15 protein-coding genes are annotated in these 17,688 nt (G+C 57.5%); 4 read left to right on the top strand and 11 right to left on the bottom strand.

Going from position 1 to position 17,688, the window contains the following annotated elements:
- Positions 1-2 precede the first annotated feature (2 nt).
- The 9 genes from INT39_RS08190 to INT39_RS08150 form a co-directional block, all read right to left on the bottom strand.
- Positions 3-1,256, bottom strand: a complete 1,254-nt coding sequence (locus INT39_RS08190) for an MFS transporter (protein WP_090274883.1) — start codon at positions 1,254-1,256, stop codon at positions 3-5.
- A 43-nt stretch (positions 1,257-1,299) separates the two neighbouring features.
- The gene (locus tag INT39_RS08185; protein ID WP_090274881.1) at positions 1,300-2,145 is read right to left on the bottom strand and encodes an SDR family NAD(P)-dependent oxidoreductase; all 846 of its coding nucleotides are present in this window, start codon (positions 2,143-2,145) and stop codon (positions 1,300-1,302) included.
- A gap of 30 nt (positions 2,146-2,175) precedes the next feature.
- Entirely contained in the window at positions 2,176-3,543 is a 1,368-nt protein-coding gene (locus tag INT39_RS08180) for a phosphotransferase family protein (protein WP_090276572.1), read from the bottom strand.
- Positions 3,544-3,613: 70 nt separating this feature from the next.
- A complete protein-coding gene (locus INT39_RS08175; protein ID WP_090274879.1) occupies positions 3,614-4,060 on the bottom strand; it encodes a nuclear transport factor 2 family protein in 447 nt (148 codons plus the stop codon).
- 37 nt (positions 4,061-4,097) lie between these two features.
- Positions 4,098-4,895, bottom strand: coding sequence for an SDR family NAD(P)-dependent oxidoreductase (locus INT39_RS08170; RefSeq protein WP_090274877.1), 798 nt, complete (start codon positions 4,893-4,895; stop codon positions 4,098-4,100).
- Between the two features lie 30 nt (positions 4,896-4,925).
- A complete protein-coding gene (locus INT39_RS08165; protein ID WP_193073430.1) occupies positions 4,926-6,275 on the bottom strand; it encodes a DUF1329 domain-containing protein in 1,350 nt (449 codons plus the stop codon).
- A gap of 44 nt (positions 6,276-6,319) precedes the next feature.
- A complete protein-coding gene (locus INT39_RS08160; protein ID WP_193073429.1) occupies positions 6,320-7,981 on the bottom strand; it encodes a DUF1302 domain-containing protein in 1,662 nt (553 codons plus the stop codon).
- Between the two features lie 267 nt (positions 7,982-8,248).
- Positions 8,249-9,157, bottom strand: a complete 909-nt coding sequence (locus INT39_RS08155) for an alpha/beta hydrolase (protein WP_193073428.1) — start codon at positions 9,155-9,157, stop codon at positions 8,249-8,251.
- Between the two features lie 71 nt (positions 9,158-9,228).
- Positions 9,229-10,587, bottom strand: a complete 1,359-nt coding sequence (locus INT39_RS08150) for a DUF1329 domain-containing protein (RefSeq protein ID WP_193073427.1) — start codon at positions 10,585-10,587, stop codon at positions 9,229-9,231.
- A 562-nt stretch (positions 10,588-11,149) separates the two neighbouring features.
- Here INT39_RS08150 and INT39_RS08145 point away from each other — a divergent pair.
- The 4 genes from INT39_RS08145 (at position 11,150) to INT39_RS08130 (ending at position 15,477) form a co-directional block, all read left to right on the top strand.
- A complete protein-coding gene (locus INT39_RS08145) occupies positions 11,150-12,739 on the top strand; it encodes a phytoene desaturase family protein (RefSeq protein WP_193073426.1) in 1,590 nt (529 codons plus the stop codon).
- 41 nt (positions 12,740-12,780) lie between these two features.
- Positions 12,781-14,058, top strand: coding sequence for a cytochrome P450 (locus INT39_RS08140; protein WP_193073425.1), 1,278 nt, complete (start codon positions 12,781-12,783; stop codon positions 14,056-14,058).
- Positions 14,059-14,108: 50 nt separating this feature from the next.
- Complete coding sequence (locus tag INT39_RS08135) at positions 14,109-14,462, top strand: nuclear transport factor 2 family protein (RefSeq protein WP_193073424.1); 354 nt, start codon at positions 14,109-14,111, stop codon at positions 14,460-14,462.
- 208 nt (positions 14,463-14,670) lie between these two features.
- A complete protein-coding gene (locus INT39_RS08130; protein ID WP_193073423.1) occupies positions 14,671-15,477 on the top strand; it encodes an FkbM family methyltransferase in 807 nt (268 codons plus the stop codon).
- A 76-nt stretch (positions 15,478-15,553) separates the two neighbouring features.
- Here INT39_RS08130 and INT39_RS08125 read toward each other — a convergent pair whose 3' ends face one another.
- Complete coding sequence (locus INT39_RS08125; RefSeq protein WP_193073422.1) at positions 15,554-16,837, bottom strand: MFS transporter; 1,284 nt, start codon at positions 16,835-16,837, stop codon at positions 15,554-15,556.
- Between the two features lie 61 nt (positions 16,838-16,898).
- Entirely contained in the window at positions 16,899-17,687 is a 789-nt protein-coding gene (locus INT39_RS08120; protein WP_193073421.1) for an SDR family NAD(P)-dependent oxidoreductase, read from the bottom strand.
- Position 17,688 lies beyond the last annotated feature (1 nt).

The following is a 17,688-nucleotide window of genomic DNA, read 5'->3' as shown; positions in this document are numbered from 1 at the left end:
CCTCAGTAAGCGGGCACGGCGTCGTCGCGGCGAAATACCGGGTAACCGCCGAGCGTCAGTAGCATCAGGGGTCCGACAACAAAGCAAACGGTGCTGAAGGCCAGCAGGCCGGAGTAGTCGCCAGTAAGACTGTAGAGCGCGCCAAACAGCAACGGCGCTCCGGCAGCACCCGCTGTGATCAGACCCAGGTGAACACCAAAGAGCCGGCCATAGTCACGCATGCCGAAATAACGGGCGATAAGAAAGGCTGCGATGTCGAACTCCGCACCTGCACCTATGCCTACCAGCAAGGTAGCCAGAACATAGAGCCCGGTATTGCCGCTGGTCAGAGCGAAAATCAGACAGGCAACAGCGGGCATAAGTAGGGCTATGGCCGCTACGCCCGGGGCCCACAAACGATCAATCAGATAGCCCACTACCAGTCTTCCGAAGATCAGCGAAATACCGAAGGCACTGAAAATCTGTCCGGCCTCAACGGCGTTAAGCCCTCTGTCCTGCAGCAGCGGGATTATATTGGTTACCAGTCCGACCACGCAGGCTACCACCAGGGTCATGGACAGGTTGCACACCCAGAAGCGCCAGGATTTTAGCGCCTCACTCAGCAGCATGCCGCTGGATGGGCTCTGGGGCTTGGGTTGTCCCACCAAAGCCGCACTATTTTCTGACCTGACAGGCATCAACCAGCGCAAGGTTAGCGGCAGAGCTATCAGGACCGGCAGCAGCGACAGCGCGATAAATCCGGCTTGCCAGTTCCAGGTTGATACAGCCCAGGTGACCAGTAGCGGCAACCCGGCTGCGGCGAGTCCTGAGCCGCTGAGAATGATGGCCAGAGCCAGTCCACGATTTTCTACAAACCAGAGATTGACCAAGTGGGACCAGGTGATCTGCAAAGTTCCCAGACCCGCCAGAGGTACCAGGAAGTAACCCAGATACAGGCTCCATATTGTGGTTTGCACCTGGGTAAGTAGAACCATGCTGATTGACAGAGCGATCAATGACAGGATGGTGACGATACGCAAACCAAATTTCAGGTTGAGCCATCCCGCCAGCTGAGCCGCGACTATGGTGCCGAGCGATAGAGCGGTGATGGCGGCCTGCAACTCGCTGCGGCCCCAGTCCATTGCCTGTTCCAGCGGTATTATCATTGCGCTGAAGCTATATAGCAGCAAGGAGCTGGAGCTGGTCGCTACGCCGACGGCAGCGAGAATGAGGATCTTCCAGCCGATTTTGAATTCTCTGTTATCAAACTGTTTCATGGTCTCTGCCCGTTCAGGATAATTTAAGATAATGGGAATGGCGTTAGTCGTTGCCAATAAACTGAGCCGCCTCGGCACTTTTTCTCATCACATGGTCTCGCCTCAGGCTGCCGGGCGAGGCTGCGCCTGCCGCAACCGCCATATCTTCGGGATGAATCAGCGTCGGCCCGTTCCGCAGTTCCTGCAGAGCCAGGCGGGCGATGTCGTCCGCCTGCGGCAATGGCATGGTCATGGCATTGGGAATATTCAATCGTTGCATGGTCTCGCGCATCGTTGGCGTATCCACGGTGCTGATCAGCAGATTGAGCACATCGACGCCCCGATCCTTCCACTCGGCCCAAAGCGATTCACCTAGATTGAGCGAAAAGGCCTTTGTTGCTGAATACATCCCCAGCTTGCGCATGCCACCCAGCGCCGCATGTGAACCCACCAGCAGAAACCCGCCACGGCCTTGCTCTATCATCCGGCCGCCAAATGCGTGACTGATCTCCATGACCGTCTGCGTGTTCATCCTGAGCAGCTTCATCCAATGCTCAGTAGAGGTGTTGAGAAACTGGCTGATAAAGGGATCACCGCCGGCGTTGTATATCACCAGACCGACCTGACGGGCGCCGATGGCTCCTAGCAGCCTTGAGGTGGCATCCGCTGCCGACAGGTCCTGCGTCACGCATAACGCCTGAATGCCGTGCTGAGCTTCGAGCTCGGCTTTGAGGGACTCAAGCGCTGTCTCGTTTCGGGCGACCAGGATGCAATTCAGGCCCTGCGCTGCGATCTGGCGCGCGAAGGCTGCACCGATGCCATGGGATGCCCCCGCGATGAGCGCCCAGTCACCATAACGCCGGTGAAATGCGGGCGCATCGTCCAGCTGGTTGATTATTTCTTCAGACATATCCGCTCCGGGTACGATCAGTGTCGAGGTTCATAGGGGGGGAAGGTCGATATGGCTGGCCGAGGCGCCAATAGCGGTGCCGCCAAACACCTGGACACGTCGTTCAATCTGCGAGGCAAAAAGTGCCAGCAGAGGCAGGTCATGCTCGGCGTTAGCTGCCGTCACGAAACTTTCCAGCGCCGCCTCCATTTCCTGGTGGTGGTCAAAGCGCTGGCCGAGTAGTGCTTCGGCTTCGCGCATGTCCTGGGCTTGCAGCTCCAGCATCATGGCGTCGGCCTTGCTTAGATATTCCACGATCTTGCGCACGGCGTTCAGCTTGGTCTTCTGGAAGGGATCATTCACTTCGACCTGTTCCACCGCATCACTCAGCATGCTCAGCAGTTCGGCGTTGGGTCCCTGTGGTTTGACGGGGGTGGCTGGCGTCTCGATTGCCACGCCCATTGCTTCGGCCAGGGCGTGGACCACTACGCGGCGCAGCGCAATGTCGAATTCAATATAGGTATCGTGGGGATCTCCCGGTTTTGGCGTAGCGACCGTCGAGGAGAACTGCATCGTACTGACGGTGGAGAACAGTAAGGTATGAAACCGCACAACGTCGGGTTCAGGCGGTTCGCCGCTAACCTGCTGGTAATATTCGTAGAGCGCTTTGAAAGGGCCTCCGAGTGGTTCGTAATTGTCCCGCATCCGCGCTGATGCCAGGTCGGCCAGCGGGTCGCCGATCATCGCGAACTCGAAATCATAGAGAGTGGTCAGCTTGCCGTTCTCGAACAGATATTGGCCCGAGTCGTACTGCACCAGGCTGGGCTTGGTGCGATGCTGCGGAACGTTGCGGCGCAGCCAGTTCAGGGCGAATTCCAGCAGCGGCTGCGGACGGGTTTTATTGCGTGCGTAAAGCGGGTAATACGCGTTAAGCCCGGCCAGCGAAATGGCTTCGGCACCCTCGGGCAGCTCGATTCCCTTGGCCACAAAGCGATCCAGTGGCAGCTGGTGCATGGCGACCATGGCGTCTATGTATTGCTTGGCCAGGCTCAGGCGTTCGGCGTCGTCCCTGGCGGAAGAGAGATCTCTAGTGCCGGGCACGGCCTGCATGACGATTGCCAGCGGGTCTTCGCAGAATCCATAGATATGCGGTGCCGGAACACCCTGCTGACCGATCAGCGCAAGAATATTTGCTTCGCGGCGCAGATCATCCGGAAACGGGCTGACGTCGCCGCCCCGATCGCCGCGGATGTGCAGTTTGAGTATTTCGTCGCCACGTTGGAGGTCCATATTCCAGGCAGGTCGCCAGCGCGGTAGCCGGTCTGTGCGGACCACGGTCCCGCCCAGCAGCGTTTCGACGAAACCACGTATCTTTTGTTCCGTCAACTGGTCGGCACTGGCATTATCTGATAAGGCCATGTTCATTGATTACTCCACGAATAAGCTTCTTGGACCTGGCGCCGGCCAGGTCTGTAAATGAATAGAGCGCTCAGGCCCCTGGGGCAGCCAGTTCCGGGCCGCCAACCTGCTCCAGGGATACACCCTTTTTCTTCGCCAGATCGGCGGTGTCGAGGTACTCGCGCCACGCCGTGATCTTCCCCTCGGTATTGAGCTCGTAAACTGCGACCATGGAATGCGGCATGGGTTTGCCGCTGGAAACGGCGTAGTCGTCCCGCTCGGTCATCACGATGCTGTCCGAGGACACAATGTTGCGAATGACACAGTGGTTGTGGGTGACGTAACTCATTTGCCGCTGGATCTCGTCACGTAGCGCCGCGCGGCCGCGAATCACTGGCCCGCCGGGAACCCAAAGCTGCCAGACTGCGTCTTCACGCATCATGTTCAGGATGGTGTCCAGCTGCGGGCGCGACGTAGCTGTGCCGTCACCCCATGCCGCGCAGAATTCCCTGATGATTTGTTCTTGTCGTAAGCCCATTGCAAAAATCTCCTCGGAGTAGGTTGAAGGTCTGCGCTCAGAGGTAGGCGCGGACTACCGGGACCATCGGCGTGCCGCAACTCATGCCGCCGTCGACGCGCATCAGGGTGCCGTTCACATAGCGCGCCTCATCCGAGGCGAGGAAGAGCGCCATATTGGCAATGTCTTCCGGCTCTCCCAGCTGCGGCACGTTCTGCAGGTCGAGGAAGGCGCGGGTCATCTCTTCATTGGCCCAGCCTTCGAGGGCAGCGGTACGGATTACGCCGGGCAGGATCGCGTTGCAGCGAACGCCCTGCTTGCCGAAGGTGGCGGCGATGGTTTGCACATACCAGTTGAGTGCCGCTTTGGACGCGCCGTAGCTGAACTGGGCGACTTCTCCGGCAATCGAGCTGGTGGACGAGGTGAAGATAATCGAACCGGAACCTTGCTCCAGCATGTGGGGCAGGGCGTGCTTGCAGGCAAGAACGCCACCCAGCACGTTGACGCGCATGTTGTCGTGGAACAGCTCTTCATTGAAGTTGATAAAATCCACGTCCCGAGCTGTCGCGGGATTCTTGTTAACTGCGTTGTTGAACAGGATGTCGATCCGGCCGTAGGTCTCGATGGTGGTGGCTATCATCTGTTTGAGATCGGCCTCCTGGCCAACATCGACCTTGAGCGCCGTCGCTTCGTTGCCCGCGGCAGTGATGCTGTGGGCGACTTGATCTGCGGCGTCCGCATACAGGTCGGTCACTACAACCTTGGCGCCCTGAGCGGCAAATGCGATGGCGCTGGCGCGGCCGATACCGCTGCCGGCGCCAGTAATAACCGCTACTTTTTCAGCAAGTCTGTTCATGGAAAGCTCCAGTCTGGGATCAGGTAAGCGTTAGCGGCGCTGACCAGCGGCGATAGTCTGTGGATTGGCTTCGCGTTCCATAATGGGCGCATCGCGGTAGCGCGTCGGACCATTGCCGAACATTCCATACTGGCTGCGGGTGAAGTCATACAGCGAGTAGGAATCCTGCTGCGGATTATTGGGGATGCCATAGGCCTGAATGTTGTACTGCGCGCCCGAGCGGAACATTTCGCCGCTGTCATCCCAGGCGTCGTACAACGCTGCGCCGAAGGTGTCTTCGTCAATGTAATAACGGCGGGATTTCTGTGCGTGCCGTATACCTTCCTCGCGCTCAGCTGAAACTACCCAGGCGCGGTGCAGTTCCCAACGCTCGCAGGCCGGGTTGATGTGGTTTTCCATCAGCTTGGTGTCCATGTCGCACCCCCATTTCAACTCATAGTTGCTGTAGGGCAGGAACATTTCCTTTTTGCCTTCCAGCGTCCAGTTGAAACGGTCCATCTTGCCGGAGAACAGAAAGATTTCGTCGTAGAAGGAGACGCTGCCGAACGCGGCATTGGGCGTGTCATAGGAAAATTCCGGAGCCTTGCGGATGCGTCGCTGTCCGGTCGAATAGCTCCAGGCATAGCGATCATTCTCCACTGGATCAAGGTGATCCCAATACCCGGAGGCCGTGCCCGCCGTGCGAGCTGGGGCGACGATGCGTGACCAGATCCGGCTAGCGATCTTCGGGTCGCGTCCTTCCACATCCAATTGATAGAACGGTTTTTCACCGGTGGAACGGTTGGTATTGGTCAAGGTCACATGGCCCTGATTGACCACATAAGCGCTATGGTTCCAGTCCCAGCCGTTGATACCCTGATAGTTGAGCAGATAGTTCCACATCACCTGCTCGCCGCTCTCCGGAATCGGAAAGGGCAACCCGCCACGACAGGCTTCGCTGACGGATAACCCATCGTGCAGCGATTTGCATTCCGGATTGCCGGCATTGTCCACGGTTGCTGCTAGAAAGGCCTCTGGGAAATCCGCGGTGCGGTGGGTCGGATAAATATCCATGTAATACGTTTCGGGATACTGTTTGAGCAGCTTCATCTGTCCGGAGGAAAGCTCGTCGACGAACTCATCGGCATTTTCGGCGGTAATGCGGAACAACGGGGCTTCGTTGGCGAACGGGTTAGGCCAGAATCCGTCACCTGGCTCCAGGCCGTCGGCCACTTCCAGCCCACCGGTGTAAGCGGGAATAGTGTCTGCATCGTTGCCGGCGGCTATCGCACCAAAGCGGGTAAGGTCCTGGCCCAGGTCATCGGCGGTCCATGTCTCATTACTCAGCGCCGGGGCAGCTATGACCGCGAGAAGGCTGATTGCAATCTGATTCATCTTCATGGAGTACTCCAAATTTTATTGTTATTGACTGGCGGGTTGTCGGCCTAGAAAGCAGTGCCCAGGGTTAACGATATCCAGTCGCGATCGGAGAGACCGATGCTGCCGTTACCCCCTATTACGGTGTTCCCAACGCCGGGAACGTTACGGGTGATGGTGTCGGAGCCGTAGCCGATGTAGGACAGGCTGATCTCGTAGCGCTCGTCGAGCAGACCCTTGATGCCTACCTTGAAGTTGTAATCGCCTTCGTTGCCACCGCCAGTGGCAGCATTGCCGGAAATGCCATAGTTGAGGCTCATTGGCGCGGAGATATTCCAGCCGGGCAGAACACCTAACCACTGAGGGGTGAAGTTGATCGCCAACCCGGCGTAGTTGCGGGTAGCGCAACCCCAGTCCTTATCCTCGTCCACACAACCGCCATAGCCTTCGCCGCGGAACTGATCGGCGTTCTCGGTTACCTTGTCCAGATGGCTGTAGGCGACCTCGGTAATCAGAGAACCGGTGTCCCATAGTGGCGTGGGAGGCAGCAGCCAGAGCGCATTGGCGACCATGTGCCAGGTATCGCCTCGCGCGCCTTGGTTGTCTGCCAGATCGATCCGACTGGAAATCAGCGAAGCGTTTTCGCGATACGACAGGTCAACGCCCACCGAAGCACCGCCGAGTACCGGACCCGCTGACCAGCTCAAGCCGTAGAGCTTTATGTCTTCGGGGTAGACATAGCGAGCAGAGCCAGGCCCGGTTTGCAGACCCCAGGGGGTGTAGTCATCAAACTCTCGGTAGAACGCGCTGATATCCGACTGCATGAAATCGAGGCTGTAACGCGCCATGACGCCCCAGTTGCCGCGGTTGTCAGGTTCGAGCGGGTCTTCTATGGGAAAGGCAAAGCCGGGCGCAACGGGTAGGCGATCCGGGCCTGCAAGGGCGACATCGGCGGACGCCAGATAGGTTCCCCCTTCAGGTGCACGTGTTGAATCCCATTCGAGAAAATATTGTGCCGCGAGGGAGAGCCGGTCAGTTACCTGGGCCTGGCCGGACAGTTGTGCCAGAGGCAGGAATATCTCGCGGGTTTCGGTGCCGGGGTTTGCCTGGGCTTTGCGGCCATCCAGAGGAGCCTGCGCGTAGGACACCGCATGCCCGGGAATCAACAGTCCATTGCCCCAGTAGAGGGTGTGCCGTCCAGCGCGGACGCTGACAGGCGCGTCGCCTACGTAGAACCGGGTAAATACAAAGGCGTCGAGGAGTTCACCGCTCAAGCCTCGGTGGTAGCGCTTGGTGTGGGAGGAATATCGGTCGTCGAAATAACTGGTGGTGCTCGGGCCGGCAGGCGCACCAGGATAATAAACGTTGCCCGGATTGATCTCGACGTCGGTATCGGCGTAGGCCTGATCGTACCAGGCCGCACCGCTGATGCGCAGACCGTGGTCTTTTTTATAGGCCAGCTCGAATTCGCTCATCACATCCAGACGATTGGTCACCACATCGCCGCGATCAAACTTGTAGTTCGATTCGTCGTAGGTGGCATTGTTGCCGAGCGCGTTATCGCGGTCCTCGGCGCGGACGCCCAGGTTGTAGCGAATGGTGTTGTCCCAGCGGCCGATCAAGTCGGGATTGCCGGTATCGAATTCTGCTGCCTGGATATTATTGACGCAGACAAGCGAGACTGAGAGTCCTACAGCCTTGCTGAGTAATGACAACTCTGGCTTGAACATTAAGCTTCTCCGTTGATCTTGTTTTTATAATCTGACCGTTGTCAGTAAACGCGACGGGGGGGGAGGGGACAACGATAATGCCTATCGCTGAACTGCCTGGACCTATCGATAAACTGCTCTGCGCAGTAATGGGCTCGGCACTGCGTGTTGCGGAGAATTTGTTCGCCTGCTTGGTCACCGGGCAGAGCCAAACCGGACCGAGACCGCTAACCTGGCCGGACGCCTTGGCCGGACCAACCTGGCCGGGACCATAGAACAGTCGGCGGCTCAGTGCGCCTGCAGCCAGGTATCCATTGCCTGCCATATCTGCAATCGTGAGGAGGCCATGTTATGCATATGAGCCGCATGTCCGATGAGAGTGACCGTTCGGTCACTGGTATGGGGGTAGAATGAGGCTTCGCGTTGCGGGTCAGGGCTGACATCCACTTCGCCGTAAAGCAGCAGCACCGGACACTCGATGGCACCAGCTTGGTCCTCCACCGCACCAGGGGTAAGCGCCGCCAGAGCGAGCGTCACGGGCGTGAGGCCGGCGTGCTGGTCGTCGCGCGCTATCAGGTCCTCCGGCACATCAGACAGGTGAAAGAATCCACGCATTGTCTGCCGATCAGTCGGAATGTAGCCACCATCGGAAAGGCTCGCCTGCACGCTGGCTACGTCAGTGTCACCAAGCTCCAGAGGCAGGTTGCTCCACCCAGCAACGATCAGTCGCTCAAAGCTTTGGAAGCGCCCTTGTTGATAAACCGACAGCATCCCGCCCATCGAATGGCCCAGGCCGGACACACGCAGCTTGCTATGCGGTGGCAGTTGCAGCCATTCACCGTCCAGCAGGGCGACAGCGGTTTGCCGTGCCGCAAAGTCGCTGGCAGCGGCAATCACCTCCAGCGTCAGTTGTTTTTCAGGTTCGGGTTTGCTGCTGTTGCCCATTCCGAGGGTGTCCAGCGCCAACACCAGATAGCCGCGTTCGGTCATGAATCTGGCGAAACTGTAGGAGTGGTCCAGATAGCTCGGATGGTAGTACTCACCGGAACAGCTGCCGCCATGCAGGCACACCAGCAGGTCAACCGGGCGTTCGGTCGCTATTGCTTCGTCTGGGGCGAACAATGAACCCGACAGGGTAACGGGTACGGAATAGGGCGTGAGATGGCTGACATTCCACGTCAGTTTGATTTGCCGCATAGTTGATTCCTTATTGCAAAGAAAAAGCCCTTCAGCTGCGAATGCAACTGAAGGGCTCTCGGGTCGTTCAATTAGCGCTGTGATTCACGGGACACGATCGCTTCCGGATTCAGCTCTCGCTCGCTTCTGGCTTCTGTCAGCACACGATAACCGCCGTCCATGCCGTCGTTGATGATCCCGTACATGCCCTTGTTGAAATCAAATATGGTGTGTTTAACGATATAGGGAATGTCGTGGTCATAGAACTGCACACCGCCCATCATCATCGAGCGGTACAGCTCACCATTCTGGTCCCATGCGTCGTACAGGCCGGCTCCATAGGTGTCTTCGTCAAGATAGTAAGTGCGCTTGCTGTAAACGTGACGCATGCCAGGCTTGAGCGTTGCTTCAACTTCCCAGACGCGATGCTTCTCCCAGCGCTCGCATTCCGGATTAGCATGTGAGGTCTTGAACTGATCATCGCAGTTGAAGTAGAACTTGTAGGCGTTGTAAGGAATCAGCATCTCTTTTCTGCCAACCAGTTTGAAATCAAACCGGTCCTGCACGCCAGAGAACATGAAGAGTTCGTCGAACAGCTCCAGACCACCCATGCTACCGACCGGCGTGTCGTAATTGAATTCCGGGGCCAATTTCACGCGGCGCTGGCCTGGCGTGTAGCTCCACGCACGACGTGGCTGCTGGGTCGGGTCAAGGAAGTCCATCAGGCCTGTCAGTTCTCCGGCCTTGCGCGCAGGCGCTTTGGTTAGGGAATAGACACGGTAGAACAATTCCGGATCGCGACCGGGAACGTCGATCTGGTAATAAGGGCGCTCGACGAAGGTCGACTGGGTAGCTGTACGAGTAACGGTGCCGTTGCGGTCTACTACCCAAGTATTGGAAGCGGAGGTAGTGGTTCCGTATTTACCGTCGTTGTATCGCACCAACAGGTTCCACATCATCTCGTTGCCGGTATTCGCAATTGGGAAGGGAATCCCTCCGCGGCAGTCGGTTTCAAGTGCCAGACCTTCCTTGTAGGTTTCGCAGGTAGTGGCGTTACGGATGCTCGCTTCCATCACTTCCTTCGGATAGGCCGCTGTCCGATGGGTAGGAAAGATATCCATGTAATATTCGGGATTTCGCTGCAGCACTTCCTTCTGCCCTGCGCTCAGCAGATCGGCATACTCAGCCATGTTGGCCGAAGTAATGCGATACAGGGGCTCTTCGTCTTTGAACGGATCCACCCAGAAACCGCTGTCTGGCTGGAAGCCTTCAGGGGCGGTGCGCAGTCCGCCTTCATAAGCAGGAATACTTCCGTCGGCGTTGCCCGCCTGGATTGCCCCGAGAGGTGTCAGGCTTTGTCCGAGTTTTTGTGCCTCTTCAGGGCTGACGGCCGCGAAGGAGGCAGCAGATATCCCGCTCAGTAAGAGGCCGATAGCGATCTTCAGTTTCATGAGAGTTCTCCGTTATTGATGTTGTTAGAGGGAGTATTGCTGGATCCAAGCCCATCGCCGACAGCGATCGAAGGACCCATAGCTCCGCTACCACTGCAGATGGGAAATGTCTGATTTGAGATAGTGTGGGGAAAGCGCGGGCTGCATTGATCCACTAGCACTTGAAAAAGCGCTGATAAATCAACTGACCATGATGACCGTCCGGAATGATCCAGATCTGCTCTCATTGTTCTGTCCTGTTATTTTTATTTTCTAGCGGCTGATTGCCTGTTGCGCAGCCTCGAAGAACATCGGATAGCTCGTTCGGACTGTTAGCAATGCCTGGGTAGACCCTATCAGAGATTTTTTTATAATTCCATATGCAGATTAAAATTCTGCAACAAGAATTGCAGGTGCTATGGTAAAGGCACTTTTGATGGGGACCTCTTGTGCAGCGCTAATCGTTTTACTCAGAGTAAAACGGTTGCGCAGCACCTGATCGGACCTTGTTATAGGGTGCTCATCATTCTCAGGTGTGTGGTCATGCCATGACTCAGCGCAGAGGCTTGAAAGGGATACAACCATGAATAACAACAAGATTGATTTTGACGTGATTATTGTTGGTGGCGGCACCAACGGGCTGTCGGCGGGCTGTTACCTCGGCCTTGAAGGGAAAAAAACCCTGGTGCTTGAGGCGCTCGACAAAGTGGGTGGCATGGCATCGTCGGGATATCTAATCCCTGAAGCGCCCGAGCATCTGGTACACCCTTGTGCTTTGGACATGATGTCGATGCGTGTTCACTCTCACGTGCCCCAGGAACTGGACCTTGAGCGCCACGGATTCAAGGCGATCGAACTGGCGCCAGGGTATGTGTATCTCCACCCGGATGGGAGCTCGCTGGTGTTCTGGCGAGACCGCCTGAAAACCGCTGCGGAGATCAGGCGCTACAGTAAGAAAGATGCCGAGGCATTTCTGGAGTTCATGAACGTTATTGACATGTTTCTCGAAATTGCGCTTCCAATGATGCGTGTTGATCCGGCCAAACTGAACCTGAGTGCCAAGCTGAAAATCGTGGGCAGCGCCCTGAAAAATCGCAAACTCAAGCCTGAATTGATGGCTTTGATGACAGGCTCCGCTCACCAGGCTGCGCGTGAACGCTTTGAACATCCTGTAACCATTTCCGCGATGTGCGCCTTGACCGGCCTGGCCGGTGATATCACTGCTGACGGCGGCGGCATCTACTATGCCTTGCTGGGCTTTCTTCACCGCTTTGGTGTGGGTCGTGTGCTCGGCGGCATGCAGCAACTGAGCAATGCCATGCGCGCCAGGCTCGAAGAGCTGGGCGGACAGGTCATCACCTCTGCAACCGTGACGGAAATCGTCTCCAGCCAGGGTATGGTGAAGGGCGTTAAGCTGGCCGATGGGCGCGAATTCACGGCTCGTTCAGTGATCGCCGGCTGCCATCCCAAGGTGGCTTTGGAAATGGTGACTGCTGGCGAGATGCCAAGGCACCTGCTCACCCGTATCGCCATGGCGCCGGCCAACGCCAAAGGCTCCGGACCGCTCAAGGTTGATGTGGCGCTGGACGGTCAGATTTCTGTGCCGCGCTTCGAAGCAGCCCGGGGCGACGGCATTGATCTGCGCAAGACCTGCCTACTGATCGGCACCGAAGAAGCCGTGCTGGAAAACTTTGCGGCCTGCGCCCGGGGCGAAGTGCCCACTCTCCCGTACATCACCCTGGCGGTTCCCAGCGCGGCAGACCCTTCCCAGGCTCCGGTCGGCCAGGACGTGATCTATATCTATCCTCCGGTCATGCCGGTCAATCCGAAGGAAGGGTGGGATAACATCAGGGAAGCCGTGGCGGATCAGGTAATCGATCAGCTCTCGGCCTATGTAGAGGGTATCAAGGGACATGTCATAGGACGGCGGATCGAAGCCGCACCCGACTTTACCGCCCGTTTGAACACAGTGAATGGCTGTGTCGTACATATTGACACCACTTCCATGCGCTCCAGCACTATGCGCCCGGCTCACGGACTGGGTGGCGACACTCTGCCGGTGGCGGGACTGTATCTGGGCAGTGCCGGCATCCACCCCGGTGGCGGCGTGAATGGCATGGCTGGCCGGCTGGCAGCCAAGCGCGTGGCCAGTTATCTGGCGAAGAACCCCTAGCGGTCCATAACAAGAAACTCACTCTTACCAGGAGACAACCTATGTCACTCGCAACTCAGGAATTTGATATCGAAGCCGCCTACCATGCGGTCTCGGACACCTATCTTGGCTCGGACGTCGATATCCATGGCCTTTGCAGAGAAAAGCGCCGTAACGAACCGGTAATGCAGGGGGACTTCGTCGATACCTACCTCAAGGTGCCGACCAATGCGAGCGCCAAGGCGCCCAGGTGCGCAGTGACACTATTCCGGTACAAGGACGTGATAGCGGTACTGCGCGACGCTGATACTTTCACCAGCGGCTTTATTGCCGAAGGGCTGGGCGCTTTTTTTGACGGCTTGATAGTCCTGGCGATGGATGGTGAGCAGCACCGTCGCACGCGAGCGCTACTCCAGCCGGTGTTCATGCCACAAACCGTAAATGAATGGCGACCCGAGATTGACCGGGTCATCCGCGAAGATTTTTTGCTGCCCATGGTGGCGAACAAGAAAGCCAATTTAATGGACTTTGGCCTCTATTTCCCGATCCGCGTCATGTATGAGCTGATGGGCTTTCCAGCCGATGACCCAGAAAAATTCAAGAAATACGCCAGTTGGGCCCTTGCGATTGTGGCGGCCAACCAGATCGACCCGGAAAAAGCCAAAATTTATGGTGCTCTGGCTGGCCAGGCAGTGAAGAGCCTTTACGATGCAATCAAAGAGGTCGTCATCTCCAAGCGTGCCGAGGGCTCTCAAGGTCAAGATTTGATTAGTAGGCTGATCAACGCGGAATATGAGGGACGGGCACTGGATGATCATGAGGTGACCACCTTCGTCCGTTCGCTGCTACCCGCCGCAGGGGAAACCACTACCCGGACGTTCAGCTCGGTGATGACGCTGCTGCTGGAGCGGCCTGAGTTGCTGGAGCGAGTCCGCAATGATCGCAGCCTGATAGGCAAGTTGATCGACGAATCCGTGCGTTACGAGCCGGTTTCGACCTTCAAGGTCCGCCAGGCCTCCAAGGACGTCGAGATTGGGGGTGTTATGGTGCCGAAGGGCTCGATGGTCCAGTGCATGGTGATTTCCGCCAACCGGGATGACGAGGCGTTCGACAATCCGGATGTTTTCGACCTGGATCGCAAATCCCGTCCTTCGCTGGGGTTTGGGTTTGGTCCGCATATGTGCATTGGCCAGTTCGTTGCCAAGGTGGAGCTGACCTGTGCAATCAACGGCATTCTGGACCTTCTCCCCAACATCCGGTTGGATCCGGATATGCCCGCGCCGAAGATCGCCGGGGCGCAGCTGCGTGGCGCGAAGTCCATTCATGCGATCTGGGGCTGAAGTGCGGCACAAGCCAAGCCACGATGGGTTAGCCTACAAGGTGAAGATAAATGAGCAACGTCGATAGTAAACAGATAGAGAAGTTTTTGCATGGTCAGCTGGAATGCTGGAACGCCGGTGACCGGGACGGTTTTTTTGAACACTACCGAAACGTTTCCCCCAACGGGCTGGATATCGAATATCTGGGCCGACCCGTGGTGGAAGGTTTCGCGGTGCTGGAAGGCATGTGGGATCAGCAGAACAGCAAGTTCAGCGTGGAGGTCGAGTTGTCGATCATCGCCGCCAACGAAGCCGCCTGCCACCACAAGAATGTGATGCGCGACGGTAGCGGTGTTATCGAGACCATTGAGCTGTACAAGTTCGAGCAGGGCAGGACGCTGGTACGCTACTTCATCAAGCAGTGATGGGCAGACCAGTCTGACCCTTTAGTCTGGCCCTCAAAACAACCGCAGGTAACGCTGCGGTTTTTCGGCGTCTGGTGCGTGTTGGCGCGTGACGCCTGCGCGATGCCTGCGTGCAAATGCACAGCTCAGCTCTGCTATGATTGGCGCTAGCGTTTCTACTCGAGCCAATCCCATCCAGGCCGAGCAATTCCCATCCAGGATATCCCCTATGAGCAAACAACTCGTGGAGAGCTGGCGCATCGAAGAGCGTCGGCAAATCGTTTCTCAGCGAGGCTTGAACGTCTGGCCGCATGATCAGCCGGACGATCTGGAGCAAATCGAACAAATCCGTGAATGGCTCGACAGCGAGCCGGAGCCTGTAGTGCTGCAGCACCCGCTGCACCCTTTGAAGATGCTGGTGGCCAGGGGTTTCAGTCCGCGCATGGCTTACTATTTTGCCATCGGTGATTACGAAGAAGCGGACCTCGAGCTGATCGAGAAAATGGTCAGGCCGGGGGACAGTGTACTGGAGTGCGGCGGCGGTGCGGGTATAACCGGTTCGCTGGCGGCTCGCTGTTCGGGTAATCCGGTCACCATCGTCGAGCCCAACGAGGTAATGCATGGGATCATCCGACAGAACGTCCAGCTTAATGACCAGAAATGCCGGCTGATTGCGGCGGCCGTGGTGGCCGACGACTATTCAGGCGATACGCTGACGCTTCGCGTGCAGGATGAATACTGGTGGAGTTCGGTGCTGGATCATGGTTCGGGAGAGCCGGTTCAGACTGCGGTCGCAAGGATTTCAGATTTGCTGGCCAGCATCTGTCCCAGCGTCCTGGTGCTGGATATCGAGGGCGCGGAAGTAGGGCTGTTGCCCGATAAGCTGCCCGATGATCTGCGACTGATCATGGTCGAGTTGCATACACCGGATATAGGCGATGAGGCCACCGTCAGGGTGGTCAACACGATAATGGGTCAGGGTTTCCGGCTCTGTCATGTCAGGTCCCAGACCTGGGTGTTCGAGCGGACTGTCTGAGCCGGCTCGGCATCGGCGTTCCAATGATCGAGGCTGGCCCGCAACGAGCACTTTTCAGGCCAGCTCCTGAGCGGTCTCAAGCCATTTCGGCTTGATAGGGCTTGGGTTGGAATGCGCTAGCCGAGCGCAGCGTCAACAGGGTCAAGGATGCCACCATTGCCGCGACCAGCGAATACATGATGACGGGGTCGTAGTTTCCGTACTGGGTATGGATGTAGCCGAAAAAAGCCGGAGACATACCCGCCACGATAGTGACCAGACCCAGGTGCAATCCGAAGATGCGTGCATAGTCCTTCATGCCAAAATAACGAGCCATGAGAAAAGCGGCTATATCAAATTCCGCGCCCGCGCTTAAACCTATGCAGACAGTAGCCAGCACCAGCAGGGCGGTAGACTCGGGCCCCGTCACCAGCAAGATAAGGCAACCTATGGCCGGGGTGAACAGCGCAGCGGCGGAAATGACGATGGGCGAGTAATGATCGAGCAGGTACCCAACAAACAACCGCCCGACAATGATTGATGCGCCGAAGGCACTGAAGATCTGGCTGGCGGTAAGTGCTGGTACGCCTTTGTCCTGCAGGTAAGGCACCATCACCGTGACCATGGCGACGATAAGCGATACGGACAGAATGAGCGATACGTTGCACATCCAGAAGATCCTTGATTTGCGCGCTTCGGCAAAGCTGAATCCGGTCGCCGCCAGAGGGGCAGTGTGGGCTTTGCCTTGAACGCTCCGGGGCTCGGCTGTCGGGATGTGCAGCCACAGCAGTGCCATCGGGAGCGTGGTTACCAGGGGCATGATCGCGAGCAGTACAAAGCCTGCCTGCCAGCCCCAGCGTTCCATGCACCAGGCCAGCAGGGGCGGAACGATTAACGCCGCCACACCGGTCCCGCTCAGGATTATCGCCAGCGCCAACCCACGGTTGCGCTCGTACCACAAGCTGATGAGTTGGGTCCAGGTGATGGCAATGGTTCCCAGGCAAAGCAGCGGCATGGCGAAGAACGCGACATACAGCCACGCGATATTGCCATTGAGCTGGGTCAGGGCGGCGTAGCACAGAACCTGCAGAATCAGGGAGACAATGGCTACACGCCGCAAGCCGAATCGGGCGTACAGCCATCCGAGCAACTGCGACGCGACGGCCACGCCGGCAAAAAGAAAGGTAATGGATGCCTGCAATTCGCCGCGGCTCCAGCCAAAGGCCTCCTGAAGCGGGATGACCATAGTGCCGAAGCCATAGAGCAGGGCCGCACTCATGCTGGTAACAACGCCAAACACGCCGAGAATCAGAAACCGCCAACCCAGACGGAATTCGGTGAGATCCAGCCTTGGTTGACGGGACAGATCATGGTCGGACATTTTGCAACTCCTGCGGCACCTGCGTCTGCATGAAAGCCGGCGCATGAGATCAGCATTGTTTTTATGGTTTTTTAAGTAATTCTTCGACCTTGGGTAAAGCGACCATGGTGGCTCCGCCATCCACCAGCAAAGAGGTGCCGGTGATGTAACCCGCCTCGCTTGAGGTCAGGAACAACACCGCCGCAGCGATATCAGTCGATTGCCCCAATCGGGGAACCGGAAAATGTTCCGCCAGCAGGTGGGGTAGCTCGTCACCCAGGGTGCTCAACATATGGTCCGTACCGATCAGGCCAGGTTCCACCACGTTGACTAGAATGTTCAGTGCACCGAATTCGACGGCGAGCCCGCGGGCGAAGGCGTTCATGAAGGCTTTGCTCGAACCGTAGGGGATCAGCGTTGGGGTGTACTTGCGGTTGGCCTCGCCGGAGGAAATGAAAATGATGCGTCCCTTGTCCTCCGCCTTGGTGAGGTGCGGGGCGGCATCCTTGGCCAGCCAGAACAGGGACTGTATATTGCTGCGTACCAGATGATCGAAGGTCTCGTCCGGCATCTCGGTGATCAGCCCGTGGGCCGTATCCGCTGCGCAGTGGACCACAATATCCAGCTTGGCGAAGTGATCGATGGCACCTTCTACCATGGACCTTATCGCTGTCCGGTCGGCTATATCGCCGCCGACAAGAGCCGCTTCACGGTTCAGCGCTTTTATCTGCTCGACCGTCTCTTGCCCGTATTTCGGGGTTCTTGCTGACACCACAACCTTGGCGCCTTCCGCAGCGTAGGCCAAAGCGATGGCTCTGCCCATGCCACGCCCGGCGCCTGTGACCAGAACGACCTTGTCTTTGAATCTCATG

Source organism: Pseudomonas sp. FME51 (genome assembly GCF_014897305.1).
The sequence above is the reverse complement of the archived record's forward strand: the minus strand, read 5'-3'. Positions and strand labels throughout refer to the sequence as shown.

Bases quoted from the DNA above. Each gene is read 5' to 3' on its own strand.
- INT39_RS08140 (WP_193073425.1), top strand. From the start codon at position 12,781: ATGTCACTCGCAACTCAGGAATTTGATATCGAAGCCGCCTACCATGCG.
- INT39_RS08135 (WP_193073424.1), top strand. From the start codon at position 14,109: ATGAGCAACGTCGATAGTAAACAGATAGAGAAGTTTTTGCATGGTCAG.
- INT39_RS08120 (WP_193073421.1), bottom strand. From the start codon at position 17,687: ATGAGATTCAAAGACAAGGTCGTTCTGGTCACAGGCGCCGGGCGTGGC.
- INT39_RS08190 (WP_090274883.1), bottom strand. From the start codon at position 1,256: ATGAAACAGTTTGATAACAGAGAATTCAAAATCGGCTGGAAGATCCTC.
- INT39_RS08170 (WP_090274877.1), bottom strand. From the start codon at position 4,895: ATGAACAGACTTGCTGAAAAAGTAGCGGTTATTACTGGCGCCGGCAGC.
- INT39_RS08155 (WP_193073428.1), bottom strand. From the start codon at position 9,157: ATGCGGCAAATCAAACTGACGTGGAATGTCAGCCATCTCACGCCCTAT.
- INT39_RS08175 (WP_090274879.1), bottom strand. From the start codon at position 4,060: ATGGGCTTACGACAAGAACAAATCATCAGGGAATTCTGCGCGGCATGG.
- INT39_RS08150 (WP_193073427.1), bottom strand. From the start codon at position 10,587: ATGAAACTGAAGATCGCTATCGGCCTCTTACTGAGCGGGATATCTGCT.
- INT39_RS08180 (WP_090276572.1), bottom strand. From the start codon at position 3,543: ATGGCCTTATCAGATAATGCCAGTGCCGACCAGTTGACGGAACAAAAG.
- INT39_RS08125 (WP_193073422.1), bottom strand. From the start codon at position 16,837: ATGTCCGACCATGATCTGTCCCGTCAACCAAGGCTGGATCTCACCGAA.
- INT39_RS08165 (WP_193073430.1), bottom strand. From the start codon at position 6,275: ATGAAGATGAATCAGATTGCAATCAGCCTTCTCGCGGTCATAGCTGCC.
- INT39_RS08130 (WP_193073423.1), top strand. From the start codon at position 14,671: ATGAGCAAACAACTCGTGGAGAGCTGGCGCATCGAAGAGCGTCGGCAA.
- INT39_RS08160 (WP_193073429.1), bottom strand. From the start codon at position 7,981: ATGTTCAAGCCAGAGTTGTCATTACTCAGCAAGGCTGTAGGACTCTCA.
- INT39_RS08145 (WP_193073426.1), top strand. From the start codon at position 11,150: ATGAATAACAACAAGATTGATTTTGACGTGATTATTGTTGGTGGCGGC.
- INT39_RS08185 (WP_090274881.1), bottom strand. From the start codon at position 2,145: ATGTCTGAAGAAATAATCAACCAGCTGGACGATGCGCCCGCATTTCAC.